The 25,823-nt window shown below is 47.7% G+C and carries 17 protein-coding genes and 2 tRNA genes; 15 read left to right on the forward strand and 4 right to left on the reverse strand.

Going from position 1 to position 25,823, the window contains the following annotated elements:
- The first annotated feature begins 59 nt into the window (after positions 1-59).
- The 4 genes from J7438_RS02370 (at position 60) to J7438_RS28615 (ending at position 2,549) form a co-directional block, all read left to right on the forward strand.
- Entirely contained in the window at positions 60-1,424 is a 1,365-nt protein-coding gene (locus J7438_RS02370; RefSeq protein ID WP_209275300.1) for a class II 3-deoxy-7-phosphoheptulonate synthase, read from the forward strand.
- A 218-nt stretch (positions 1,425-1,642) separates the two neighbouring features.
- Positions 1,643-1,719 (forward strand) — tRNA-Pro (locus J7438_RS02375).
- A gap of 95 nt (positions 1,720-1,814) precedes the next feature.
- Positions 1,815-1,891 (forward strand) — tRNA-Pro (locus J7438_RS02380).
- 439 nt (positions 1,892-2,330) lie between these two features.
- A complete protein-coding gene (locus J7438_RS28615) occupies positions 2,331-2,549 on the forward strand; it encodes a hypothetical protein (RefSeq protein WP_503003882.1) in 219 nt (72 codons plus the stop codon).
- 16 nt (positions 2,550-2,565) lie between these two features.
- On the opposite strand, the gene J7438_RS02390 is transcribed toward J7438_RS28615, so the two are convergent.
- The gene (locus J7438_RS02390; protein WP_209275301.1) at positions 2,566-2,757 is read right to left on the reverse strand and encodes a hypothetical protein; all 192 of its coding nucleotides are present in this window, start codon (positions 2,755-2,757) and stop codon (positions 2,566-2,568) included.
- A 177-nt stretch (positions 2,758-2,934) separates the two neighbouring features.
- Here J7438_RS02390 and J7438_RS02395 point away from each other — a divergent pair, with 177 nt between their 5' ends.
- The 3 genes from J7438_RS02395 to J7438_RS02405 are packed head-to-tail and all read left to right on the forward strand — an operon-like array spanning position 2,935 to position 13,242.
- The gene (locus J7438_RS02395; RefSeq protein ID WP_209275302.1) at positions 2,935-3,591 is read left to right on the forward strand and encodes a sacsin N-terminal ATP-binding-like domain-containing protein; all 657 of its coding nucleotides are present in this window, start codon (positions 2,935-2,937) and stop codon (positions 3,589-3,591) included.
- Between the two features lie 6 nt (positions 3,592-3,597).
- Positions 3,598-10,548 (forward strand): hypothetical protein, encoded by a 6,951-nt coding sequence (locus J7438_RS02400; protein WP_209275303.1) that lies wholly within the window; start codon positions 3,598-3,600, stop codon positions 10,546-10,548.
- Between the two features lie 6 nt (positions 10,549-10,554).
- Entirely contained in the window at positions 10,555-13,242 is a 2,688-nt protein-coding gene (locus J7438_RS02405; RefSeq protein ID WP_209275304.1) for a DEAD/DEAH box helicase, read from the forward strand.
- A 231-nt stretch (positions 13,243-13,473) separates the two neighbouring features.
- Here the strand turns inward: J7438_RS02405 and J7438_RS02410 are convergent, their stop codons facing one another.
- Together J7438_RS02410 and J7438_RS02415 are read right to left on the reverse strand one after the other, a co-directional pair.
- On the reverse strand, positions 13,474-13,698 hold the full coding sequence (locus J7438_RS02410) for a hypothetical protein (protein ID WP_209275305.1): 225 nt from the start codon (positions 13,696-13,698) through the stop codon (positions 13,474-13,476).
- Positions 13,699-13,835: 137 nt separating this feature from the next.
- A complete protein-coding gene (locus J7438_RS02415; RefSeq protein ID WP_209275306.1) occupies positions 13,836-15,140 on the reverse strand; it encodes a hypothetical protein in 1,305 nt (434 codons plus the stop codon).
- Here J7438_RS02415 and cmr6 point away from each other — a divergent pair, their 5' ends adjacent.
- From cmr6 to J7438_RS02445, 6 genes are all read left to right on the forward strand, one after another.
- A complete protein-coding gene (gene cmr6 / locus J7438_RS02420; protein ID WP_503003883.1) occupies positions 15,141-15,869 on the forward strand; it encodes a type III-B CRISPR module RAMP protein Cmr6 in 729 nt (242 codons plus the stop codon).
- Positions 15,870-16,456: 587 nt separating this feature from the next.
- Positions 16,457-16,723, forward strand: a complete 267-nt coding sequence (locus J7438_RS02425) for an AbrB/MazE/SpoVT family DNA-binding domain-containing protein (RefSeq protein ID WP_209275308.1) — start codon at positions 16,457-16,459, stop codon at positions 16,721-16,723.
- On the forward strand, positions 16,723-17,091 hold the full coding sequence (locus tag J7438_RS02430; protein ID WP_209275309.1) for a type II toxin-antitoxin system PemK/MazF family toxin: 369 nt from the start codon (positions 16,723-16,725) through the stop codon (positions 17,089-17,091). Before J7438_RS02425 ends, J7438_RS02430 begins: the two co-directional genes overlap by 1 nt.
- Before the next feature lie 420 nt (positions 17,092-17,511).
- Positions 17,512-17,658: a hypothetical protein gene (locus tag J7438_RS02435; RefSeq protein WP_209275310.1), complete on the forward strand. Its 147-nt coding sequence runs from the start codon at positions 17,512-17,514 to the stop codon at positions 17,656-17,658.
- Between the two features lie 8 nt (positions 17,659-17,666).
- Positions 17,667-18,323, forward strand: coding sequence for a P-loop NTPase family protein (locus J7438_RS02440; protein WP_209275311.1), 657 nt, complete (start codon positions 17,667-17,669; stop codon positions 18,321-18,323).
- A 25-nt stretch (positions 18,324-18,348) separates the two neighbouring features.
- Positions 18,349-18,774, forward strand: a complete 426-nt coding sequence (locus tag J7438_RS02445) for a hypothetical protein (RefSeq protein ID WP_209275312.1) — start codon at positions 18,349-18,351, stop codon at positions 18,772-18,774.
- Positions 18,775-19,085: 311 nt separating this feature from the next.
- Here the strand turns inward: J7438_RS02445 and J7438_RS02450 are convergent, their stop codons facing one another.
- Positions 19,086-19,919, reverse strand: coding sequence for an IS66 family transposase (locus J7438_RS02450; RefSeq protein WP_209275313.1), 834 nt, complete (start codon positions 19,917-19,919; stop codon positions 19,086-19,088).
- Positions 19,920-20,315: 396 nt separating this feature from the next.
- On the opposite strand from J7438_RS02450, the gene J7438_RS02455 reads away from it, so the two are divergent.
- Positions 20,316-22,490 (forward strand): RecQ family ATP-dependent DNA helicase, encoded by a 2,175-nt coding sequence (locus tag J7438_RS02455; RefSeq protein ID WP_209275314.1) that lies wholly within the window; start codon positions 20,316-20,318, stop codon positions 22,488-22,490.
- A gap of 48 nt (positions 22,491-22,538) precedes the next feature.
- Positions 22,539-25,817 carry an ATP-dependent helicase gene (locus J7438_RS28175; protein ID WP_209275315.1) on the forward strand — a complete coding sequence of 1,093 codons (3,279 nt, stop codon included), beginning with the start codon at positions 22,539-22,541 and terminating at the stop codon, positions 25,815-25,817.
- The last annotated feature ends 6 nt before the right edge of the window (positions 25,818-25,823 follow it).

The raw sequence follows: 25,823 nt of genomic DNA on the forward strand, positions 1-25,823 counted from the left end.
TGATGATGTATTCAGGTAGAATAACTGTTTTTAGCGAGTGTGAAAGAGCTGGTGACTTAATGAATTCATGGACTGTTGATAGCTGGAGACATATGCCGTTGCTCCAGCTGCCGGAATATCCCGACCAGGAAAAATTGAGCCGGGTTGAACAGGAACTTGCTGCCATGCCACCGCTGGTTTTTGCTGGTGAAGTGAATGAATTGAGAAACCGGCTGGCAGAAGCGACCGAAGGTAAAGCATTTCTGCTGCAGGGGGGGGACTGTGCAGAAAGCTTCCTGGAATTCTCGGCCAATAACATCCGCGACACGTTTAAAGTCATGATGCAGATGGCGGTAGTGCTCACCTTTGGGGCTGCCTGCCCGGTGATCAAAGTAGGGCGTTTGGCCGGCCAATTTGCCAAGCCAAGAACTTCTGGCACTGAAACCATCAATGGTGTTGAATTGCCGATCTATCGCGGTGATATCATTAACGGCACCGAGTTTACCCCGGCGGCTCGTAATCCGGACCCCCAGAGAATGCTGCAGGCCTATCACCAGGCGGCTGCCACCCTGAACCTGCTGCGAGCTTTTGCCCAGGGTGGCCTGGCCTCTCTGGAACAGGTGCATGCCTGGAATCTGGACTTTGTTGCAAACAGCCCACAGACCGATCAATACCGCAACATGGCTGACCGAATTGATGAATCGCTGGATTTTATGAGAGCCTGCGGCATTTCAGCAGAGCATTCATCCACCATCCGTGAAACCGCATTTTATACCTCCCATGAGGCGTTGTTGCTGCCTTACGAGCAGGCGCTGACCCGCCGTGATAGCCTGTCCGGTAACTGGTATGACTGCTCAGCCCATATGCTCTGGGTGGGTGACCGAACCCGTCAGGTCGATGGTGGTCATGTTGAGTTTGTCCGTGGTATTCAAAACCCGATTGGCTTGAAAGCAGGCCCAACCCTGCCACCGGATGACCTGATTCGACTGATTGACCGGATCAACCCGGAGAATATTCCCGGCAAATTGAACATCATTGTCCGCATGGGGGCTGACAACCTGGAGAAAGGCCTGCCGCCATTGCTGAAAGCTGTTCAGCGTGAAGGGCGCAATGTGCTCTGGAGCTGTGATCCAATGCACGGGAATACCTACAAGGCCAGCAATGGTTATAAAACCCGTGAAGTGTCGAAAATTCTCTCAGAAGTTGAGCAGTTCTTCGCGGCCCATCGCGCCGAGGGAACCTATGCCGGTGGCGTTCACTTTGAAATGACCGGCCAGAATGTGACGGAGTGCGTGGGCGGTGCTAATGCCGTGACGGAAGATCATCTGGGCAATCGTTATCATACCCACTGTGATCCTCGCCTGAATGCCGATCAGGCGCTGGAACTGGCATTCCTCATAGCTGATACCTTGAAAAAGTGCCGTAAATTGAGAGATAGTGCATAGCTGAGGCTCAATCATGAAAGACCGCTTGACATCATCCAGGGTGATATTACGACATTAACTGTGGATGCCAGTGTTAATGCGGCCAACATAGATTCTGATTAACCAGCCCAAGGCAGATTGGTATCAACAGCTTTTAGCCAGCAAGTTTAAAAAATAGACATGGTTTACTGATAGCTGTTGACTTATCGTTCAAAAACAATATGATAGGGTTCATCTAACGGGGTATAGCGCAGTCTGGTAGCGCGCCTGCTTTGGGAGCAGGATGTCGGGAGTTCGAATCTCTCTACCCCGACCATTTTCCTTTCTTTGCTTCTCTTCTTAAAAGCTTTACTCAATTCTTCTCTGCTGCCATTGACAGTTTCTTCTGCATGTCTAGAATAGCTCTGGCTTCGGCGTGTAGCGCAGCCTGGTAGCGCATTTCGTTCGGGACGAAAGGGTCGGAGGTTCGAATCCTCTCACGCCGACCAGAAGCCTTTCCGCCGCCGTAACTATTCAATCGTTTTGGCGCGGGCCTCTTTAATCTGATTCACTCAAGTTACGCACCATGCTGAAAATCAGTCATTATCGGTGGCATGAAAAATGATTTCATAGAACTTTATTCTGACTACCTGTTGTCGTCTTCTGGCAAGACCACTGCAACGGGCGTGTTAGAACTTTTGAATAATGTCTACAGTCATGATCAGTTCACCCGATTGCTTTCAATCAATGAGTTTACCAGCCGTGACTTGTGGCTTTACGTCAAACCCGTCGTGCGACAGGATGAGTGCAGGCACTGACCATATGTACAGCACATTTGCCCTTACCTTTTGAACCTCGGATGGTTTTACCATCAATTGGAGCAATGTCAGTCTGATTCTCTATCTGGTTTCCAGTGATCTTGACTGTGATGCCGAGACTCTCAAGGCAATCTACAAGAAACGTTGGAAAGTCGAGGTCTTCCATAAAACGCTGAAATCGAATGCTTCAATGGCCAAGTCACCGGCGCATACGGTGAGAACGCAGAGTAATCATATTTCTTTCAATCTACTCCGCCTTCAGGCTGGAAGTACTGTCATTGAAAATAAAGCTGAATCACTTTCAGCTCAGAGCCAAAATCTATATGGCCGGTCTGAAAGCTTCATTTAGGCAACTGAGAGAATTGTCAGCTGCGTAAATTGAGCTCTTTAATGGTCTCCAGTTGTGTCAGGAAAGTTGCCTCGTGACCTCTGGTTAAATCATCCACCCTCTCACAATCAATAACCTGGTCCTGCAGACGGTTTGCTGGCCTGACACGGGTTACTAACCACTCTGCATCGCGGCAGATAATTCTCATTCCCGGGGTATAGATGGTCACTTGGATGGTTCCTGGCTATGGAGGTTAAAGTAAGCCTTGTTCAGGAGCGTCCCCAGCTATATGAGCCACATTATGGCCAGTATTGAGGAGGGAAAAAGACACTGTCCTGAAGAGATATTGCCTGTGTAGTTGATTACGGTGTCATTGCTCCGGGTTGGAGGTTATAAGCAGTAATCCTTGTACTCTGGTGATTTTGCCAGTTTTTGCTCAAGTGCTACAGCAGTGCTTTTTAGAGTGTCATTAAACGGAACTTTTAGTCGAAATATACTGTCCAAGAATTTTTTGTGTACTGGAGAACCAGATCTTATGGCAGGTGCTGAACAGGATCCTATTAGTGTTATTAACCAAATCAGAGACAATCTCAGGGATCGATATGAAAATGGTTTTCCTGTTCTGAAAGAAATAGTACAAAACTCAGATGATGCCACTGCGGATAAACTGGTTATGGGATGGTGTCAGGGGATTGAAAATCCTGATAATCCGCTGCTTCGGGATCCGGCCATATTTTTTATTAATAATGCACCACTCAAAGAGGAGCATGAGAAAGGCATACGCTCTATTGCTGCTGGTTCAAAAGCTGACTCTAAAGCCTCGGTTGGTAAATTTGGTCTTGGTATGAAGAGCCTTTTTCACCTGTGTGAGGCATTTTTTTACCAGTCTGATCAATGGCAGGAGTTTGGCTGGGCTGCAGAAGTGTTTAATCCATGGGGTGAGGGATATCGCCCTGACTGGCATGAGTACTCAAAATCAGACCAGGCAAAGATTTTTCAGAAACTGAGTCGTGTTATTCAGCGTTTTGCGGTAACGAAGGGCTCGCCATGGTTTATTGTATAGGTGCCCTTGAGAACTCACCAGCAAATTCCAGCTGGTGAAGGCTCGATAGCTGGAATCTTTGAAGATAATGGAGATGTACCGGGATTTCTCCTGGATAAAAGCCTGCCGAGGAAAATAGCAGAAATATTTCCTTTGCTGAAGCAATTAAAGCAAGTCGAGCTGTTGATTGAAAATAAGGCTGATTCCTTTGAAAGCATTTTTACGATTCAGATCGGCAATAAGTCTGAACGTAGCCGGTTTATTGGTGATGCTATTTTATCAGATGGATCCGTGAGAGCTGGTTGGGCTGGCGAGGTCTGTATAAATCATTCAGGTGCTGATAGTCGTATTCAATATGCAGGTGTTGAGAAAATTCTTCAGTCAGACAAACTCTCTGAAATAAAAAGAACAGATAACGGATGGCCCTGTAGTTTTCAGAAAGATATCAAAACAGGCAAGGTAAAACATGCCCCGGATAAAGCTGAGCCTCATGTAGCGATAGTGATTATCAGGACGCCAGCAAAAGGCCAAGCCCATATTACGGCAAACTGGGCTGTGTTTTTGCCTCTTTCTGAAACAGCGGAATTTAAAAGAGAAAATATCTCAGGCGATTTTAATTATCATATTTATCTTCATGGTTACTTTTTTGTCGATGCAGGCCGCAATGGCATTCATGGTCATGATGCTATCGGTAAAGATGCAGATTCTCCATGGCGGGAAGGCGATGAGAAAGCACTTCTAAAGGCATGGAACCAGACTCTGGCCAATGAGGGAACGCTTGATAGTGTTTTACCTGCCCTTGATCATTTTATTCGAGAAATTCGCGTTAAGTTATCGGATATTGAGTTTGTCGGGAGTGGCCTTAAAAAGCTTTTGGATGACAAGTTTCTGGGTAGAGTAACGAAAAATCATCAGTGGTTATATCAGGTTAGCAAGAGCAGTAGAGGTTGGATCTTAACCGATAGCAATAAGCGAGTAAGGCTTTTGCCAAGGCCTGATTCTGATGACTATGCACGGGTATATGAAACTTTTCCGGCTTTAGAAAAGCTGGAACATACGATTTATGCTGAGCAGGAAAAATGCCACATACTTCCCCGAGGCGCTGGTGATTGGACAGTAAATGAGCTTAAACAGGTTTTAGAAATTAATGTAGAAATGGTTTTTCAATCGAATCAGCTGATTACCTATTTAAACCTTTTTATCACTAGATCTGGAGAATGGTTAAAGTCTAGTTTACAAGATCAGTTTAAAAACATAACAAAGGCTGCATTACAGTGTGTAGGTTTGGGTAAACTGTCAGGCCAAAAAAAATCAATTCAGAACTTTATTACAAATATTTATAAAGGCTCGAGGCTTGCCCTTCCTGTTGAAAAAAGCGATGGGGATATCTGGTCTGAGCTGATTAAGCTTGATCTTGGTGTTTTGCTGCTTCCTGCTTTTCTTGATCCCGAGCATGATCGATCAGACGCTCCGTTGTCGATAGGTGATGCGATAATCATTTTAGAGCTTTTTGACAGCCACTTGCGTAGGAACTTAAGTGCAAGAGATGGCCGAAGTTTTGGTTTAGTAGAAAAGCTGATCAGGGATATATTGAACAAGCTTTCAAAAACCGACCGAAATACTGTTTTTAAACAGTGCAGCAATCTGAAGCTGTTCAAAGTAGATGATTTATCAAGTGAAAAGACTTCTCTCTTTTCACTGGAAGAGCTTGACTCTTATCTTGAAGATAAGCGACTTTTCCAACGATCTGGTGTAGCAGACTTTGGTCTGGGAAAGGAACTGGTTAAAGCAACAAGGGGGGTTGAAATCTATTTTGTGGGTCGTGAAACCGTTTCTCTGGTATTGAGCCATAGGCATGTTCCTGAATGTAATGATGATGCTGTTCTGGCTACGCTGACAACTCATGTCTCTCTCTCAGCCATTGAAAAACGTATTGAGCTTCTGCATAGATTGGTTGGCAATCCTTTAAAATCTGATGTTTCCCGCCTGGGGCTTCGTTATCTCCTTCATGGCAGCAGCGATGACAATGATTTGACCCAAAAGCTATGGAAAAGCAAGAGCCAAACCAGAGAAATATGGGCTAAGATCTGGCGGTTTGGTAGCAAGGAGGATATTCATCAGTGGAGTGTTATACCTGATGTCCTGGGTCAGGTGTTAAGCGATCATGTTAAAAATGCTCTTAATGTTAAAGATGTTTCACCGGAAAATGTCATCAAAGAACTTGGTGAAGAGATACTGAATACTGATTGGGATGCGATCAATGTTTCTGATGCTGATAAAGATGAAATTCTGGAGATAATTGAAGATCACAATACCTGGCGTCAGTTACCGTTCCACTTAACGATAGACAGGCAACGGGTTTCCATAACAGGCCAGTGTATTCTACAGAGTTCCAGGCCTTTACCGGAAAGTTTTGATGTGACCTTGATCAAGGAGTCACCAATTCCTGTTATTGCATCAAAACAGCAGAAATGGATTGGTAAACCTGATCCATCACACTTGATCAGGTTGGCTCTTACACAGACGAATCCTGCTGAGCACGCTGAATTTATTTTTACTCAGCTAAATGAGTTAGATCGAGCAGGTAATCGTCTGGACGGTGATATCCTTGAAAATCTGAAGTCAGTTGCCTGGCTAACAACCCGTGATAGACAAATAGTTTCACCAAACCAGATCATACAGATAGTTCCTGAGGATTACAGTGCCGCCTATACGCTGGCTCAGAATCCGAGAACGCAATGTGTACCATTTGATCAGATTGTTATTGTTGAGGATAATCCTGTAAAAGCATCTCTCTTAAGAAATATTACCAAGAAAATAGAAGACGCAACCAGGCTGCTTCTGGTTGAGGCGGAAAAAATTTCTGAGTATGCACTTGGCAATATAAAGTCTGTTAGCAGGGAAGATGTTGAGCAGATTGCTCAGAGTGAGAGAGTGTTGAGACGACTGCCAGGCTGGGAGTTGGTGTATGAACTTTATACCAATAATGAGGGGGGGATTGATTTATCTGAAGCGAAGATATTGTGTAAATCTTTATCTCAGGACTCACTGGTAGCTACCATCAATGATTTGTCTGATGTTGGGAGTGCGGAGAGAGTCGCTGATATTCGGGTTACTTTTCTCCGTGCGGTCTGTCGGGACAGTGATGCTGCGATAGCACTTGAAAACATCAAACTCAGAACAGAGGCCGGAGGTTTCAGGCTTCCAGAAGAGCTGGCTGTTGGTTACAGCGGGATCAGTCGTGACTTTTTGGTTCATCAAGATGAGTGGAAGGTTGTCCAGGATAGGCTCAATGCCAAGTATGGTTCACCTTACGATAGTTTTGATTACGATGAGGTAACTAAAAGAAAACCGTCTTCTGCTATTTTGAAGGAATACTTTGATGAGTGGGATGGCCATGTCCCACATGATGGCATAGCAGGTTTTCTTGCTCTGTTTTCTGGAGATGATGAGGTTAGCCGGTACGCCAATGGAATGCTCAGTAGTCGTACATTAACAGGTGTGATAGAACTGATTTCAGACCAATGGACTCAAACTGGAGAGCGTGCCAGCCTTCAAGAAAGAATTGCAGAAACAAGGCTGATTCCAGAGATACACACCAAAGATAAAAGCCAGGTGAAATCACTTCTGGCAGAAGAAATAACACTACCTTTGGACGCTGAACTTCGGTCAATATTGATTATTCAAAAAATCCCAAGTGCAGCAGGCAGACAAAAGCGCTGGAAAATATTCTTGCGCAGATTAAATCCAAATGATCATGACAAAACCCGCTTGCTGCAAATTCTAAGTGAAAGTTCCGAGCTGATCCTTGATCGCGTTTATGGCAAGAGTATTGACCTGAGTAAAGTTTGGGAGGAGCTGGGTCAGACCAGTCAACTGGATATCAAAGTTGCACAGGGAATGATTATCGAAAATATTGTGCCTACCCTGGAGCGTTTGAAAGTACGGAATGGTGAAATTGGCAGACTGATTCAGGACTACAGGTATCTCCAGAGGGCTAAGGTAGAAGCAGAAACCAGCGGAAGAAATAACTGGGATAATAGCAAGATTAATAAAATCAAAAATGCTATTCGAGATGCTGTTACCACAGATGATGATTTAAAAAATCGGGTATTACAGAAGATGCGGTATGAGATCAAAAATAACTCTCAATACTTCGCTCACAGTGTACCTTTTGAGCTGTTCCAGAACGCTGATGACTCAGTGGGTGAAAAGCTTGATATGCAGGGAAAGAATAGTCTGACACCTGCACAAAATCGATTTATTGTCAGACATGAAGCCAAACATAAGGCATTGTCTTTTTATCATTGGGGCCGTGAAGTTAACGCTTGCCTGTCGAGCTATGAAGAAGGTCGGGGGCGATTTAATCGTGATCTGGAAAAAATGGTCAGTCTCAATATCTCTGATAAAGACGGCGATTCAACGGGCAAGTTTGGTTTGGGTTTTAAAAGTTGCCTGATAGTCTGTGACAGACCGGAAGTTTACAGTGGTGAGCTTCCGGTTACGATTGAGGCAGGTATTCTGCCGATCATTTCTGAAAATGTAAAAGTGCTTGAGGAGTGTGTTGTTGCTCATTCTGTCGAAGGCAAAAGGCCAACACTGACCCGGTTGGTTCTGAATAGTGAGTATAAGGAGTCGGGTGATTATCAGAGTATTGTTGAAAGATTTGAGAAAGCTGCCGGAGTGCTATGTGTCTTATCCAGGCATATAAAAACAATAGAAATTCCTGGTGAATCGCACCCTGTGCAGTGGGCACCAAAGCCATGTTCAAAAATCGAGGGACTTTCCTTTGGGCAAGCAAAACTTCCTCATGATGGCAAACTCAGGGGGCAAAAGGTTGCGCATTATCGCACTCCTTATGGCCAGTTTCTTTTTCAAATTGATTCTGAAGGCTTTAAGAGCCTGGCTAACCGCACAGAGCTACCAAAAATCTGGGTGCTTAACCCGCTTCTGGAAGATTTACCAGTGGGTTTTGTGATTGAGAGTAAAAAGTTTCAGGTGGATATCGGTCGCAGCCAGCTGGCAAAGGATAATGAATCGAATGCCAGATGCATGGGCCAACTTGCCGTTGATTTGGTTCAATTCTTAAAACAGGTTTACCAGTGGGCTGATCAGGATTGGGAAGGTTTCAGAAAGGAGTGGTCGTTTAAGGAGCAGTTAACACCAGAGCAATTCTGGGCCAGTCTATGGCATGTGCTCACGGATGGCTGGCCGCAGATATTATCTAATGAAGATAGCAAAGCTGTTTTGTTCAAGGAGCTGTTTACCGCTGAAGGAGGGTTGATTGACTTTTACAGCAGTTTTGCTGCGGTCCCAAACCGTTTGCGTGGAAAAGACATAAGACTTATATCGCTGAAGCATGCAGACGCATATACAGACAAGCTACTGAATCAGCTTTTTGTGGAACTCAGGCAACTGCCATCTCTTGCTGAACGGGAAAAGGCAGCAAGTTTGTTATCCTGTGAGTTGGGCCTGTTTTTGGCAAAGTTATATCCTGATGCGTATACCAGAATTTCTCTGGTCAACCTCATAGCAGAAAATGTATCTGATAATCAGGTCGGTCCGGAATCCGCTGATGCATTGGGGCAACTGTTTAATGCTGACTTGCATAAAAAGTACAAAGAAATTGATGCAGGCTACAAGGAGACCGACGAACTTGATGACTTATTAAGTCAATTCCGGTTCAAGAATCAAAGAGGGGGCTGGGATACCCCGGAGGCTTTGGCGTCTCCTGCATCGGATGTGGGGGAGGAAGAAGCATTAACTTTAGTATTTGCTCCGGCTTATGGCTTGTTGGCTGAGTCTTATACTGATAGCGGGACAGCGTTTTTTCATTGGTGTCGGAAATCATTCAGTCCGGACTTTTTTTCATGGGCCAAGTCGATTACCGGTTCCAGGCAAGCTAAGGAAGCCCTTCTGAAGTTTTTAATTTCAGGTAGCACAGGGCATGGGCTGGCAAAAAAAATCAAGGCACAGTGGGCCGATCCGGAGTTTAAATGGATCAATGATATTGATGCTGCTGTGCTCGATCAATGGGGTTGGGAAAATAATGATATTGATGATTATTGCCGTTTAATGATTGAAACGGAGCCGGAACGAGATAAACGAGTTAGTAAATGGAAAGAGCAAAGTTGCTCACAGTTTGACCCGGAAGACGCTCTAAACAGGGTTTATTACTGGTGGGAAGATAATAAAGATATAAGTCTTCCAGACTATGAGGAGAAACTTTATGCCAGGCCGTTACCCTGGGAGAAGATGAAAGAAGATATAGATTTGGAAAGCCTTGAGGCAAGAAAAGGCTGGATACAGTTATTCTACCTTGGGTCGTGTCAGACCATAGGTCGCGTCCAGGAGGGGCATCACCGAAAAGCCATTGAATGGATGAACAGTCAAGGCTGGTGGGGTATTCTGGCTTCTCCTGATGGTGTGTCTGCGCAGCAGTGGATTCAGATTATGGATGAGTACCTGGCAATGGCTGAAACTCAGGAGCAGTACCGAATCTGGATGCAGATTTTACCTCTATACCGGTTTGTAACCAATCTGAACGATTATGTGGATCTTGTCATGAAGGCGGATATGTTGACATGTTTGGATGATCTGCAAATTCCGGGGCAAAGTCAGGCTCTGCAAGGCTCAGGGATTTCGGTTCCGGAACTTAAGGCGACCCTGGGAATCGGGGTTAATTTTATTATCAGAGAATTGATTCGTCATCATGTTCTGGAACCAGAATCCAGTCAGCAGTATGCATATGTGCTTTCCGGGCAGGTACGCAAAGTATTTTTGACGATTGACGAGGATTGTATAAATGATGCGGCAGACCCCGCACAGTCTGAAGAGTTGTATGAGTATATTGTTGACACCCTGGGTGAGGATTATGCCACCTTCAGCAATAGCTTTGATATTCCATTCAGAATTTTAGCGGCAACCCCATCCCTGTGTAAGGAGATATTGTATGTTGGCTTTTGGAGCGAGGAGTGATTATTCATGACTGATTTTCAATCAGGCGTTTCCGTAAGCCATCCTGATTTTGGTTCTGGTGTAGTCGAGATTTGTAAGGGTGAGACAACGCTGGTCAGGTTTGAGCATGGCATCGAAGAATGCCTTACCAGTCAGCTATCCGTTAATCAGGGATTATCCGAAGCCATACTTGCCGGTAATTTTCATCCTGTGAAGCAGGTTGCCTGTCGTTCTCTGGCTTTGACCCTTCGTTCTGTAAATGACAGTTGGGGGGTGTTCTCTCGATCAAAAATTTCATTGCTGCCACATCAGCTTTGGGTTTGTCACAGGACATTAAGGCAGTGGCCTGCCTGTCATTTGATAGCGGATGATGTGGGGTTGGGAAAAACGATTGAAGCTGGTCTTATTCTCTGGCCGCTACTGGCCAAAAAACGTGTTCGACGATTATTGGTTCTTACACCAGCCCCTTTGGTAGAACAATGGCAGGAACGTTTGCGACAAATGTTTGATATAAGGCTGAGTATTTATTCCCCTCAGTCTGATACCGCAAGGTCTGATTACTGGAATAGTCATCACCAGGTTGTTGCTTCATTACCTACCTTAAGAAAGGATGTGAACGGTCGGCATCAACGCATGCTCGAAGCCGAGGACTGGGACCTGCTGATTATTGATGAAGCCCATCATCTTAACTTTATTGAAGATGAAGGGGCTACCCAGGGATACCGTTTTGTTGAGAAGCTTATCAGTCATGATAAATTTGATTCCAGGCTCTTTTTTTCGGGGACACCTCACCGGGGAAAGGATTATGGTTTTTTTGCCTTAATGAGGTTGCTCAGGGCGGATCTGTTTGATCCGGAGAATATGTCAGAAGCACAGATGCGGGAAAATCTAAGTCAGGTGCTTATTCGCAATAATAAGCAAAATGTCACGGATATGGCGGGTAAACGATTATTTAAACCTGTGAAAGTTATGGCAAGAACCTATGCCTATTCTCCAGAAGAACAAGCATTCTATGAAAAGCTATCCAACTTTATATTAAGTGGCCAGGCTTATGCGTCATCGCTGAACTCCAGAGATCAAAAAGCGGTAATGCTGGTGTTAATCACTATGCAGAAGCTGGCTTCCAGTTCAGTTGCGGCAGTTCGTCAGGCTATCAGGGGGAGAATATGCAGGCACCAACAAAATAAAGCCCGGCTTGGTGAGATTGAAAGTCGGCAGGAGAAAATTGTTTCTCAACTAGATGGTGGCAATAGTGAGGGAGCAGATATTGGGTTATCGGATGAGATTATTGCTCTGGAAGAAGAGTTTGCTGCCATTTCTGTAAAGGTGCAGCTGATGGATGATGAACTCCCCAGGATGGAGGAGCTTCTGGAAGCAGCTGAAAAAATACAAGATGAAACCCGTATGGGAAAAATCATTGATATATTGGAGGATGATTACAAAGGGCGCAGCGTTGTCTTTTTTACTGAATACAAAGCGACACAAGCTTTGTTAGTCAGTGAGCTGCTTAAAAAGTACGGAGATGGATGTGTCAGTTTTATCAATGGAGATAGTCGGATTGAAGGGGTGAGAAATCAGTCTGGTGATGTATGCGCCATGACAATGGATCGTTATACAGCAGCACAGCAGTTCAATACTCAAAAAGTACGCTTTATTGTTTCAACAGAGGCCGGAGGTGAAGGGATTGACTTGCAGGATCACTGTTATTCCATGATTCATGTTGATCTGCCCTGGAATCCAATGCGACTGCATCAACGGGTGGGCCGTCTGAACCGATATGGTCAGCAGGAGCAGGTTGAAGTCATTACTCTGAGAAACCCTGATACGGTAGAGTCAAGAATCTGGGATCTGCTAAATAGTAAGATTGAAAGAATTATGATGGCTCTGGGTAATGCAATGGAAGAGCCTGAAGACCTGATGCAACTGATACTTGGAATGAGTGATCAGCGTATTTTTAACGAGATATTTGGTCAAAGTCTTGGCAGGAACAATGAGAAACTGGCGGACTGGTTTGACGTCAAAACCCAGACAATTGGTGGCCAGTCTGTTATCGACAAGGTTAAAGATATGGTAGGTCGTGCAGAAAAGTTTGATTGCTCTGATCTGAAAGACGTTCCCAAATTAGATCTCCAGGAATTAAAGCCGTTTTTTGAGTCCATGCTGGTTTTGAATAATCGCCGACCAAAAAAAGGTGATCATGCAATTAGTTTTAAGGCCCCTAAAGAGTGGCAAACTGATCTGTCGATACAGCGAGTGTATGAGAATATTTCTTTTGACAGGACCGCTGTACGTAACAATAAAGATCTTGATGTTATCGGTTTTGGGCATCCCGTTTTCGGTAAGGCTGTAGATCAGGCATTAGATTTTAAGGAGTGCCTGTGTTTGTTGAAAGGAAAAGCCTGGAGTCTGGTGTTATTTACGATACGGGATCGAGTGACAGGGTCAGACAGAACGATAAATATTGTTACAGTTGGGGTACATAAAAAAGTATCTGGTGAACTGTCTCTATTAAAGGGAGAAGAAACAGTTAACGCTCTCAATAATGCTTTATCAGCACGTCAGATTGATAAAGATAAAGCACCTGATAGCGCAGTGCTTATAGAGTTTCTGGAATCTTCCAGGGAGTTTTTGATGGGAAAAATTGATCAACTTGGTCTTCCTTTTCAGTTGCCAGATGTTGAGCCTGTGTCCATGGTTTACTCGGTTGATTGCTGATGGATTAGATAGTGTGTATTTGAAATGTCAGATTATATTCTGATTTTGAACAACTGGTAACGAACACTTTTTCAGGGTCTCCAACACGGAAAAAACATGAGTGTTTTTTGAACAGATATTTAGCTTGAAAAGCTGCGTATTCTGGTTAACTTGAACACTTGGTCTAATAATCACACTGGGCAATGTGTAAGGAGTTCGGGGTGTTCAAATGAAAAAGAATAGGTGTTCAAGTTAACCAGAATACGCAACATCAACTTTTTGAGGTGCATTGGGGCTTTTATAGGTCAATGGGCAATCATTGACCCAGGGTTCAAATCGATGACCCGTTTTTAAAAATTGGATAAAAAAGGCCAATTGCCCCATTGGAGTGACCGAAGCTTTCGGTTCCCGCTCAACATGAATTTTTCCATCGAAAGAATCGACTTCAAGCGTGACCGACAAGGGGTCTTTTTTCATTTCTGACAGCTCACCCTTTGGGTGAGCGGGTTTTGGAGGCCGAACCATCTTGAAAAACTCCGCCTGGGAAATCAGGGAAGATCGCCTTTATCTGAATGGCCTGTCAGGGGGTGAAATTAAAAGTGTTCTTGCACTAATTAACCAGAATGCTCCCAGTACTGATCCCACTCTCCGTTAGAATGCAATGTTCTTAAACAAAGCATTGCCCCTGCGTTTGCAGGTTTCCACCAGGCTCCGGGAATTTTTAACCGCATTTGTACTATCGAACTGTTTGAGCTTTCTATTTCGCCAGAGCCAATGGGAAGGTTTGCTGCTTTCGCCGATGCATACTCGAATTGCCCCGGACGGTTCCGGATATATCGGTGGCACTCCTCTGATTTATTAGCTGTCTTGCCTTTCTTTCCATTTCTATACTGATCAAGTTCTGCCATGACGGCATCAATATTTCCTGATTTCATGCGATTTTGCTGGATATGTCGCCATTCTACACGCGACTCCTTTTTATGACCCGCACACTCTTCTGCTGCTTCTGCAAAGTAATCGGACAGATGGTAATAGTCGACAAGGAAACTCCCTTGATCACCAAACACTCTTTTTGTCTGACTGACAATCCACTTAGCACCATCACTAACGCAGTGAATGGACGACTGCTGGTTAAAACCTTGCGATATTGCACAGCTCAACCACTGGTCACCGGCTTCATCCAGTCCTCCCATAGTAGCCTGATGACGTTTATCTGTACTCCCAAGCTTATAGATCTGACAAAGCTTGGCTTCCTGCCATTCTGTTTTACGCGTTTTGCGTTTATCGCCTTCTGCATCTTCATCGAAGAGTACAACCGGGATCATACTTCCATCCATTTCTCCTGCAAACTGGCCAGCGTCACGGCCACGTTCCTGACAAGTTTGTACAGAAATAACGGAATCCTTTTGCATACAGCGTGCGTGTTCAAGCGTAATAGCGCGGATAGATGACTCAGGAATCTCTATACCGTAATGTTCGTGCATTTTTTTTGCAGCACACTGAAAAGACAAGTCTGCAGAAAAGTCAATAATCCTGCGCTGGATTGTGCGGGAGTACTCACGACAGTTAACCTGAGCGGCATTACTGAAAGGCCTGACTCGATGCTGGTTTACAGTCGGACAGCGTTCAATGACTTCTATCTTTCCGTAGGTGCTGAACCAATAGATGTTTTTTTGAGCCTTAGCTTCAGGATGCTTCAGGCAAGCCTCAGAAAACTTCTGGTCTTCTTTATAGGCGCTCCAGTCAGTGAGGAGTTCATTACCCATACTACGAAGGTTGTCAATGACAGCCTCTTCTGCATCATCAGCACGATCCAACACGCCGGATTCTGATTCAACAATATCCAGGAGAGCAGAAACTCTATGTTCAAGTTTAGGGTGGGCGGCTAGTCTATCAGCAAGGGAAATAGATAAGGACATATTGTTGATGCGGCTGTTGAGAAATGTCCACACAGTATCTGCCTTTCACCACCCCGATTCCAGTTGTTCGGTAGCGAAAGTAAAGATCCCGCTGCGTGCCAACAGGATAACCGTGCCGGTACACTGATATTCTTCGATGGGTTCCCTGTCGGCAAGGTGCAGCTGGTTACCGATATCATGACGCCCCATGGCGGCAAGCGGCACGAAAAAGGCGGCACCGATCAGGTAATGGAAGCAGATAGCCTGCCCGGCGACTGGCACAGTCCGGTGCCGGTACCGTTTCTGGTGTGCAGAGAAGCCAGCTTTCTGTTTGGCATTGCACCCCGGGAAGGCTGCACGGTTGCTGCCGAACAATTGCAACAGGCCATGGCGTGGCTGGAAGAGGCCCTGATGTTCTGGGGTGTCGGGGCTAAAACCGCTGCCGGTTACGGCCATATGGGTCGGGATGGGAGTGCCGAAAATCGACTGAAGACTGGTTTGCAGGAGCAGGCTTCTGTCAGGGCAGAGCAGGCACGGTTGGCAACCATGGCATCGGAAGAGGTGGCGATGGATGCCCTGCGGCAGCGGATGGACAAGGGGGAAGGGATAGGTGGCAGTCTCGGATGTTCATTGGGTGCTGACCTGATCAGGCTTTCAGTCAGGCAGTATCAGACTCCTGGGATGTTCGCTATTGTCAGCAACTGGTGGTTCTTGGCAAAGAGCGTTACAACTATCTGGGCGTTGACCTGAAAAAAAAATAAAAAAGCCAAAGACCGTATTCGGGAACTGGAAGCCCGTGGCGGATAATAAACAACAAAGGTCGTGCAGTTGCAGTTGTACGGCCTTTGTCGAAGATCGCACATCTGTGCATACCCGGTAAAAAAGGTAAAATAGCTCAAGAGTATCTTCTCTTATGGTTTTTGATGTGATTTGTATAACTGAGTTTTCCCGTAGCTCCCGATCTTCGGGAAATGCGTCAAGGGCCTTTGTAACATATTGATTGCAAATATTTATTTTGGTGGTAGGGTTTGAGAATTGCCCTGATTCGGAAGGGATTGATACTTTAGCTTATCGCCGTCAAAGTCAGCGTTAATTGCTTGGCTACTGCCCTGATTTGAAAGGGATTAAGACGATTCACCGTATGATTGAGAACAGCTATAAGATTCCCATTCCCTGCTGTTATACCTTACCCTCCATAAAACAACCTTCATTCTTCAATCTGTACAATAAAACCTTTGCTTCACTGTAATGTTTCCGTCTGCCAGGGATCCGTTGCCTTGCCGAAGTGTCTACATCGTATATACTGGTGTATCTATATAGTAGATACGGAGGGGGTTATGCGCACAGAATCCACCATCAAACGCTGGGGCAATGGCCTGGCCCTGCGGATTAGCGGACCGATGCGGGATATTCCCGGCTTTGAAGAAGGTATGGGGGTTGAGGTTGAGATCCATGCCGATGGGCTCTTTATCCGCCGCAAGGTTTCCACCGGTCCGCTTCCCTATTCAGAAGAGGAGCTGGTTGCCAGTCTGAAGGAGACACTGGTAGACGATGACGTCAGTGACTGGCTGGAAGATACCCGGCCAACCGAAGAGGACTTTTGATGGCTGCCAACAGGTCCGGGATTTATGTACCCGAAAGGGGCGATATTGTCCTGCTTGATTTTCATCCGGGTAAGGGCTGCGAGATTGGCAAGCGTCGGCCTGCCCTGGTGCTTTCTTCGCGCCTCTATAACGAGGCCATTGGTCAGGCCATCTGTATTCCCATCAGCTCTCAGGGGAAAAAACGGCCCGCCAATGTTGAGATCAGCGGTCTGGATATAGAGCCATCCTTCGCGATTCCGGGGCTGATCCGTACCCTGGACTGGCAGCATCGCCGGGCTGAACGGGTGGGCCATGTGGATGAAGCTGTTTATAAAGAAGCCATCTTGAAACTGCTTCCCCTGATTGGTGCTGAAACATTCCTTGACTAACTCCAGACAATTACTTAATTGAACGAATTGCCGCATTACCGAAGCTCCAGGCACCGTTTGGCCTGAGTTTGTCGCAGGATGTAGACTTCAGACCCATGTACCGTGCCAACCATTCTTCGACTCCGCTTGGATGAACGGAGATCGGGTGCCAAATATGGCAGTTATTTCCGGGCAGATCCTGAACAGGGCATAGCCTGCCCATCCTCTCCGATTAAAGTACCCGCACTCTCTCAATACACAAGGTCGTGATGCCGGATTACACGACTATTTATGTTTATTCTTTGCCTGAAGTGACCGGCTGTATCCCTCCGATACAAGGTTGTGATCAAACAAATTTTTTGCCTGAAGCGTAGGATACCAACCATAGACAGGGGCAAGCATTGGGGCTTGCCCGGATATCCACACCAGAAGCAGTTTCCTATGAACAGATCCGACCTTCAGGCACTGGCCAGAGACCTTCCCGAAGCAAGGGAAGAACTGAACCGCCTGGCCCAACTGATGGACCAGCAGCGTAATGCACGTATCGCCGTATTTATTCGGCAAGTACAACTACGGGCACCCTGCTGAATGCGCTGGTGGGCAGAGAGGTTTTCAAGGCCTCTGATCGCTGTGAAAGCCGCGCCAATCAGGAATTTTCCCGGGATGGGGTGGTCTGGATTGATACTCCGGGGCTGGATGAGGATGTGCGAGGCGAAGATGACCGTCTGGCCCGTCAAGGCGCTTTTGAACTGGCTGACTACCTGTTCCTGGTGCACAACATCAGGGCCGGTGAACTGGATCGCTACGAGCTGGATCTTTACCGGGGGATGATGGCCCGGAGCTGGGATCACAAATCCAGAATGTTCCTGGTGCTGACCAAGATCGACCAGCTGAACCAGGAGGATGGTTACCGGGTTTTTCAGCGAGTTCAGGCGCAGTTGCCTGGTATTACCGTGGTGCCGGTATCCGCCCTGCGTTATCAGCGGGGCATCTATGAGGGCAAAGAGAAGTTTGTCGAACTCAGTGGCATGTCCGATCTGCTGGCGCTGACTGAACAGTTGAAGCGGGGTCTGCAGAGCAGCCGCCAGCAAGAGATAGCGCATCTGCGTGGCGAGGTTAGGCGACAACTGCAACAACGGATTAACCGGCTGGAAGCCAATCTGGCGCAGCGTGAAGAACAGCGATACGAGCGTCGTTGTCGTTTTGTCAGTGCGGTTGATCAGACACTCAACACAGTTGCCGCTTACGGCTGACTCACATAGAAAAGAGGAGATAGTTATGCCAGCACCACTTGTATGGGGCTTGATCTTGACCGGTGGAGCATTGCTCGGAAAGGTCGTTTATGACGTCGTCCGGGATGAGGACGATGATGACGACTGGGAATACCGGGAGGCAGAAGCTCGCCGGGAGCGTGAACGTGCCGCAGAGCAGGCCAGAAAAGCAGAGCAAGAACGGCTTGCCCGGGAACGTCAGCAACGGCTGAGCCAGTTCGCAGAACAGCAACTGAATAGCCTGACAAACCAGTATAAGCTCGGCCACAGAATTGATAAACCGCTGGTAGAGCAGGCATTGAGCAATCGGTCCGGGTGCAAAGCAAAGCTGCTGTGGATGTACGACAAATGTCATGGGAATAACAGTGAGAGCGACCGGGGTCGGCAGGCTATTCACAAACTGCAACAGCTCTGCGTCCAATTGGAGGGTTGATCATGGAGCACTTCCAACCTTTGCTGGCCAGCCTGGAGAGTTTTCAGGCTCAGTTTGAGCGTCTTGAGGGGCAGGAGAGTGAGTTGCTGGTGCTCAGGAACCGGTTCTTGTCAGTACCCTGGCAGCAATTCCTGCCAGCAATGATACCGCCCTCAATGAAGAGAGTACCCTGTACCAGCAGAACCTGCGTCTGCGGCAGGCGTTGGAACAGAGCATCAGCGACTGGGCAGAACGCTGGGAGCAGACCTCCCCCATGCGAGCGCTCTCTGAAGCCTTTGCCGACCGGGTGATTTTCTTGGTGTTTGGCAAGGTCAATGCCGGCAAAAGCTCTTTCTGCAAAGCCATTGTTGCCGGTACTGACCCGCAGTGACGAGACCCAGGAAGATGTTGATGAACACGATGAACTGGTCCAGACCCTGATCAACAAAAGCCCTGAAAAACGGACCATGGATTCGTAATTCGTTGAGGTGACTTTCATCCATTAGCCAGGGAATCCACTGACTTAAATCTACTGGCGGTTGCCGGTCATTGGCAATGCAAGCTTCAAGATAACCTGTCAGCCACAGCTTCTGATTTATTTTCCAGAGCTTAAGGGTCGTCAGAACAGTAAAGAGCCACGCAGCCAGTTCTGTACTCCACTCACTTCCGCTACCGTAGTAGTTTTTTCTTCCAACCACCGGGCCGCGTAATGTCTGCTCAGCAATATTGTTGTCCATAGGGACATCCGGATTCTGAATAAACCGGACAAGCCCTTCCCAATGATTTGCCAGGCTCTCCAACACTTTCCTTGCCTTTGGAGCCAGCCTTGGGCGTGTCAGCTCCTTGTCCCGCTGAGAGGTTATAAGCTCAACTTCCTTTTTCAGCCTCAACTGTCGTGTTAGCCACTGCTGCGGATCATTCCGAACCAGAAGTCGCTGCTCGTTTAAGTAATACAAACGACCAATTCTATTTACCCAGACTGTGCTCCATTTATACAGATCCGAGTCGCCACGACAGGCATCAATGAAGTCTCTCCTGACATGAGCCCAGCAGAATGCCAGAAAAATCAGCGGATGGTCTTTGGCCAATTTTTTGTAGGCTGAATACCGGTCGCAGACAAGTGTTCCCTCACCTTCTCCAATGATTGACCTGCCATTTGAGATCAATGCATTCCTGCTTGGTCAAGCTGACTTGAACAAGACTGAAGGGAGTGCCGGGTTGACCCGAAGTGCATTCAGGTTCAGGGGAGATATCAAGCATCTGCCAAGGATAGTTGAATACATGACTTTTGATGCTTGAATTATGGTTTTAGCGAAGATTTACACTATTAACTCTGCTGGGGATTGTCCGATTCTGCAAGGTTTTGTCTTATTCCGCAATCACTCAACTCAGTGCGAGTGCACACCACACTGAGTCAGCAGCAAAGTCATGACATGACTTTACTTGTATCCCCGGATTTTTCAGAATGCGTTGTTACACTGAGAAAGGGCTGATCATTCTGTCCTGTTTCTTTTGGACAGGCTGTCGAATTAGAATACTTTGTATCTTACGGACGATACATTATGACCAGCAGCCAGTCTGATACCTCCGGCTCTTCAACGCCTGACTTCGATAACGACCTCAATAAAGAGCACCATCAAAAAGAAGTCGCTGTGTTTAACAGCCCAGAATTACAGGCTTTGCTTGCGGAGATTATTGCCCTTGATCTGGAAACCACAGGCCAGGGAGCTATCCGCCATATCGGGGCTTATTATAATCCGGTTATCGGTCACCCTGAAGCTCCGGTCCTCAGTGACCGGATACAGCAGTTTGAGTACCAGGGAGGCAAGCGAAAAGAGGTGATGGCTGCCTTGCAGGGGCTGGATGCCTTTTGTCAGCCTTGCCGTTTTGTCCTCGGCCATAATCTGATCGGCCATGATTTGCCGGTATTGCAATCTCTTCAGCCCGGTTTGCAGCTATTGTCCAAACCGGTGATTGATACCTTATTCCTGTCTCCCCTGGCTTTCCCCCGTAATCCTTATCACCGATTGGTGAAAGATTATAAATTGGTCAAAGATGCCATTAATGACCCGGTGGCGGATGCCCGGCTGGCACTGTCTATCTTTGTCGAGCAATATCAGAGTTTCTGGGAGACTGCACAGAACGAGCCTGACCTGATTCGGTTCTATCATTTCTGCTTTGCCACTGGCCAGCCACAGGATGAGCATTCTGGACAATCTGGTGATGAGCTGCCGGAGGTTATCGGGGCATCATTCGAGGGGATGTCTGCGGTTTTCCAGACATTGATTGATCGGCCGTTTACCGCTGGCCCGGACGTGTTACAGGCCCTGGTGCGGTTATGCAAAGGTCTGGTTTGCCCAAAGCAGATCCGTCGTGTGGCTATACGGCACTTGCCCGAAACCCGAATGCGGGTGCTGTTGCCCTATTGTGTCGCCTGGTTGAAAGTATCCGGAGGCAATTCGGTGATACCGGGTTGGGTCCGTCATCGTTTTCCGGAGATACCCAATCTCCTCAAGCAGCTCCGGGATCAGCACTGTGGCGATGAGTCGTGCATTTACTGTTCAGAAAATCATGACCCGGTGAGGCAGCTTCAGCGCTACTTTAATTATCCGGATTACCGCAAAACCAAAGAAGGGCAACCGCTGCAGCGGGATATTGTGCTTGAGGGCATGAATGACCAGCCGTTGCTGGGTATTTTGCCTACTGGCGGCGGTAAATCCATTTGCTTTCAGATTCCCGGTCTGGTGCGTTATTACCGCCGTGGTTTGCTGACGGTGATTATTTCGCCATTGCAGGCATTGATGAAAGACCAGGTGGATAACCTGAAAAAGAAAACCGGCTCCATAGCCGTTGCTGCTATTTACGGTATGTTAACGCCTCCGGAGCGCGGGGCTATTCTGGAACAGGTGCGCCTCGGCGATATTGGCCTGCTGTATCTGTCGCCGGAACAGTTACGAAACAAGTCGGTAATTAAGACCCTTAGCCAGCGGGAAATAGGCTGCTGGGTATTTGATGAAGCCCATTGCCTGTCAAAGTGGGGGCATGACTTTCGGCCGGATTATCTTTATGCGGGACGATTTATTCGGGAGCAGTCGCTTAACAGTAAACAGCCACTGCCTCCGGTAGCCTGCTACACCGCAACCGCGAAACACGATGTGATAGATGATATCCGTGACCATTTTTCCAGCCATCTTGGGCAGTCCCTGACCCTGTTTCAGGGGGGCGTTGAGCGTTCCAACCTTGCTTATGAAGTGCACCTGGTTACCCATGCGGCTAAATATGGCCGGGTGTCGGAACTGATTATGGAGCGCCTGCCGCAGAATGGTTGTTGTGTTGTTTATTGTGCCACCCGTAAGAATACCGAGGAGCTGGCGCAGTTTCTGTCGAAGGCACTTAATCAGTACTCTGAAGAAACGCAAAGGTCGCTGACCGTTAGTCATTTTCATGGTGGCCTGGACGTTCCCGCCAAAAAAGTGATTCTGGAAGGTTTTATCCTTGGGAGGATTGACATTATCTGTGCCACCAACGCTTTTGGCATGGGGGTGGATAAAGATAATGTGCGGCTGGTGATTCATGCGGATATTCCCGGCTCTCTGGAAAACTATCTGCAAGAGGCGGGGCGTGCCGGTCGTGATGAGCAACCTGCCGAGTGTATATTGCTGTTTGACCATCAGGATATTGAAACCCAGTTCAAGTTGGGGGCTCTGTCTGAAGTTCATCTGAATGATATTCAATAGATTTTGCGTGGACTGAGGCGACTGGAAAAACAGCCGGGGAAGGATATTGTGATTACGTCCGGCGAGCTATTGCGTTCCGATGACGTGGATACTTCTTTTGACCTGGATGATCGGTCAGCAGATACCAAGGTAAAAACGGCCATTGCCTGGCTGGAGCGTGGTGGTTACCTGGAAAGAAATGAAAACGCCAACCAGGTGTTCCAGGGCAAACCCCTGTTCAGTACCCTGGAAGAGGCAGAGGAAAAGCTGGATACCTTACAGCTGTCCGACACTAACCGGAAAAAGTGGATAATGGTGCTCTCGGCCCTGATTAATGCCGATCCCGATGAGGGCGTGAGTGCGGATCTGCTGGCGGAGGATATTGGCCGTCACCTGAAAGCGCAGGATAAAGCTACCCCGCTGAATACTACCGATATCATGACCATCCTTAATCAGATGGCGGATGTGGGACTGGTCTCCAACGGGTTATTGATGACTGCTTTTCTCCGGCCCAAGGGGCGAAATAATGCCCGGGATGTCTACCAGAAATTGTGCCGGTTAGAAAAGGCCATGCTGGGTAGCCTGCGGGAAGCCCATCCCGATGACCATGAAAAAGAACCCTTTCCATTGGATTTGCGCCAGTTGAATCAGGTGCTGGTGGACCAAGGGCTGGATTATGCCAATCCTGACCTGTTGAGAAATCTGCTGAAAAGTCTGGGCGAAGATGGTAAAGGGCTGGCGTCGTCCATAGGCAGCGTTGAATTCAGGTACATCTACAAAGATCATTACAGCCTCAGGCTATGCCGTAGCTGGGCCAGCATTCTGGCAACCATGGAAAAACGACACGCTCTGTCCCAGCATATCCTGATTGCACTGATCCGATCGGTTAAAGATTCTGAGCAGTCTTCCCGGAGTGAGGTGCTGGTGGAGTTTTCCCTGGAATCACTGCTGGACAGTGTCAGACAGGATATGACACTGGATATTCGTGAAGGCAAAGAGCTGGCAGCGCTGGAGCGTGGACTGCTGTTTTTGCACGAGCAGGGTGCCATTATTCTTCAGCAGGGGTTAGCTGTTTTCCGCCAGGCCATGACGTTGAAGATGAACAATGAAGCCCGTAGCCGACGCTATAACAAAGGAGATTACGATCCGCTGTTCCGTCATTACAAGGCCCGTATATCTCAGGTTCATGTAATGAATGAGTACGTGAAGCTCGGGTTGGAAAAAATGGCTTCGGCGCTGCGTCTGGTTCAGGACTATTTTCAGCAGGATAATGCCAGCTTTCTGAACCGTTACTTTAAGGATCGCAAAAAGTTGCTGGAGCTGGCGACCAGTGAGCAGTCCCTGAAAGATATTGTTGAGTCACTGGGTAATCCGCAGCAACAGGCGATTGTTCAGGCTCCGGTGGATCAGAATATGCTGGTGCTGGCGGGGCCCGGTTCCGGGAAGACAAGGGTGGTCGTCCATCGCTGTGCTTATCTGATGAGGGTTCAGCGGGTTCGGCCGTACAGTATTCTGGTGCTTTGTTATAACCACAGTGCCGCAGTGACGTTACGCCAGCGGCTTTATCAATTACTGGGCCGGGAAGCCCGGGAAGTGACGGTGCAGACCTTTCACGGCCTGGCCATGCGTCTGACCGGAACCAGCTTTCAGGCTCCGGATATTGGGGGTAATGGCAATCGCAGTCCGTCTGCTGGCAAACAGCAGAATAATGTCTTTAATTTTGATGAGCTGATTCCCGGGGCAACAGCATTGCTAAAAGGTGAAACCCTGTTGCCGGGCATTCTGGGTGACCAGGCCCGGGAGCGCCTGCTGGCAGGTTTTGAACATATTCTGGTGGATGAGTATCAGGATATTGATGCCCAGCAGTATGAGATGATCTCGGCCATTGCCGGGCGCACCCTGGAACAGGGAGAGCAGAAACTGAGCATCATGGCCGTGGGGGATGATGACCAGAGTATTTATGGTTTTCGTCAGGCCAGCGTCGAATACATACGACAGTTTGAACAGGATTATCAGGCACAGCGGCATTACCTGGTGCAGAACTATCGATCTTCCAGTCATATTATCAATGTTGCCAATGGCGTGATTAACCAAAATAACAATCGCATGAAAACCCGGCAGGAAATTCGTATCAATGATGCACGACAACACTTGCCCGAGGGCGGCAGTCTCGACAGCCTGGATCCTGTGGTCCGGGGGCGGGTGCAGATACTGGTTTGTGCTGATATTCGCCAACAGACCCTGGCCGTGGTGCAGGAGTTACAGCGTCTGAAAGAGCGGATGCCGGATCTGGACTGGGGTCAATGCGCCATTCTGGCCCGTCACGGTATTGCCAAAAAAGAACTGACCCATATTCGCAGTGCCCTGGAACAGGCGGGGTTGCCTGTGAGCCTGCCGTTGGAGAGTGGCCAGAATCTGCCTCTTTTTCGGATTCGTGAATTTGATGAAACGCTCCGATGCCTGAATGAACACTGTGACAATGTGGCGGATAGCCATGGCATACGACGTTGGCTGGAAGCACTGTCCCTGCCTCCGGGGCTTTGGCGGGAGAAAGTCATGGCACTGGTGGATAGCTGGGAAGAGGAAACCGGCGGTGCTGAATTACCGGTCAGTGCGCTGGTGGCTTATATTGTCGACTATCTTCGGGAAACCCGGCGGGAACAGAGACTGGGAGACGGTATCCATCTGGGTACGGTACATGGTGCCAAGGGCATGGAGTTTCCGGTGGTGGTTATGCTGGATGGGGGATGGTTGTCTTATCATTCCCGGCGGTCAGGAACCATTACCATCGCGGCTGATGCCGATGCCATAGAAGAAGAGCGTCGGCTATTTTACGTGGGCATGACCCGGTCAATGGAGCAGTTGGTGATCTGCCAGCGTCGGGATGTGCATAATCCATTGATTGATGACCTGGGTGATGGGTGCCTGACTCGTGCAGTGGGTCCCTCTGGTGATTACCCACAGCAACAATTCTATCTGATGGGGTTGGCTGACCTCTATTTGAGTTACGCTGGCTTAATGCCGGAAGCACACCCCATTCATGGGGTACTTGCCGGATTGAATGCGGGTTGTACAGTAACCCTGAAAAGGGATAAAGACGCCATCCTGTTGTTAGCCGATGGTCAGGCCGTGGCAGCGCTGTCCAAAACTATGATCCGGAATAATCCCTCCCTTGTGCATCAGCTTGATCAGGGCAATGGTTCCCCGTTACAGGGGAGTGTGATTGCCATAGTTCGACGGCGTCTGGAGGATTCTGAGGAAGCTTTCCGGGGCATGCATAAATGCTCGCAATGGGAGGTGCCGGTTGTAGAGCTGGTGTTGATCAATGAAGACCGGGGCAGTTATTAGAAGAAT

The organism is Thalassotalea sp. G20_0, assembly GCF_017744175.1.
Classification (GTDB): Bacteria; Pseudomonadota; Gammaproteobacteria; order Pseudomonadales; family Endozoicomonadaceae; genus Endozoicomonas.

Excerpts from the sequence above, each read along its gene's own strand:
- J7438_RS02370 (WP_209275300.1), top strand. The coding sequence starts at position 60 with ATGAATTCATGGACTGTTGATAGCTGGAGACATATGCCGTTGCTCCAG.
- J7438_RS02405 (WP_209275304.1), top strand. The coding sequence starts at position 10,555 with ATGACTGATTTTCAATCAGGCGTTTCCGTAAGCCATCCTGATTTTGGT.
- J7438_RS02410 (WP_209275305.1), bottom strand. The coding sequence starts at position 13,698 with ATGAAAAAAGACCCCTTGTCGGTCACGCTTGAAGTCGATTCTTTCGAT.
- J7438_RS02415 (WP_209275306.1), bottom strand. The coding sequence starts at position 15,140 with ATGTCCTTATCTATTTCCCTTGCTGATAGACTAGCCGCCCACCCTAAA.
- J7438_RS02425 (WP_209275308.1), top strand. The coding sequence starts at position 16,457 with ATGCGCACAGAATCCACCATCAAACGCTGGGGCAATGGCCTGGCCCTG.
- J7438_RS02430 (WP_209275309.1), top strand. The coding sequence starts at position 16,723 with ATGGCTGCCAACAGGTCCGGGATTTATGTACCCGAAAGGGGCGATATT.
- J7438_RS02435 (WP_209275310.1), top strand. The coding sequence starts at position 17,512 with ATGAACAGATCCGACCTTCAGGCACTGGCCAGAGACCTTCCCGAAGCA.
- J7438_RS02445 (WP_209275312.1), top strand. The coding sequence starts at position 18,349 with ATGCCAGCACCACTTGTATGGGGCTTGATCTTGACCGGTGGAGCATTG.
- J7438_RS02455 (WP_209275314.1), top strand. The coding sequence starts at position 20,316 with ATGACCAGCAGCCAGTCTGATACCTCCGGCTCTTCAACGCCTGACTTC.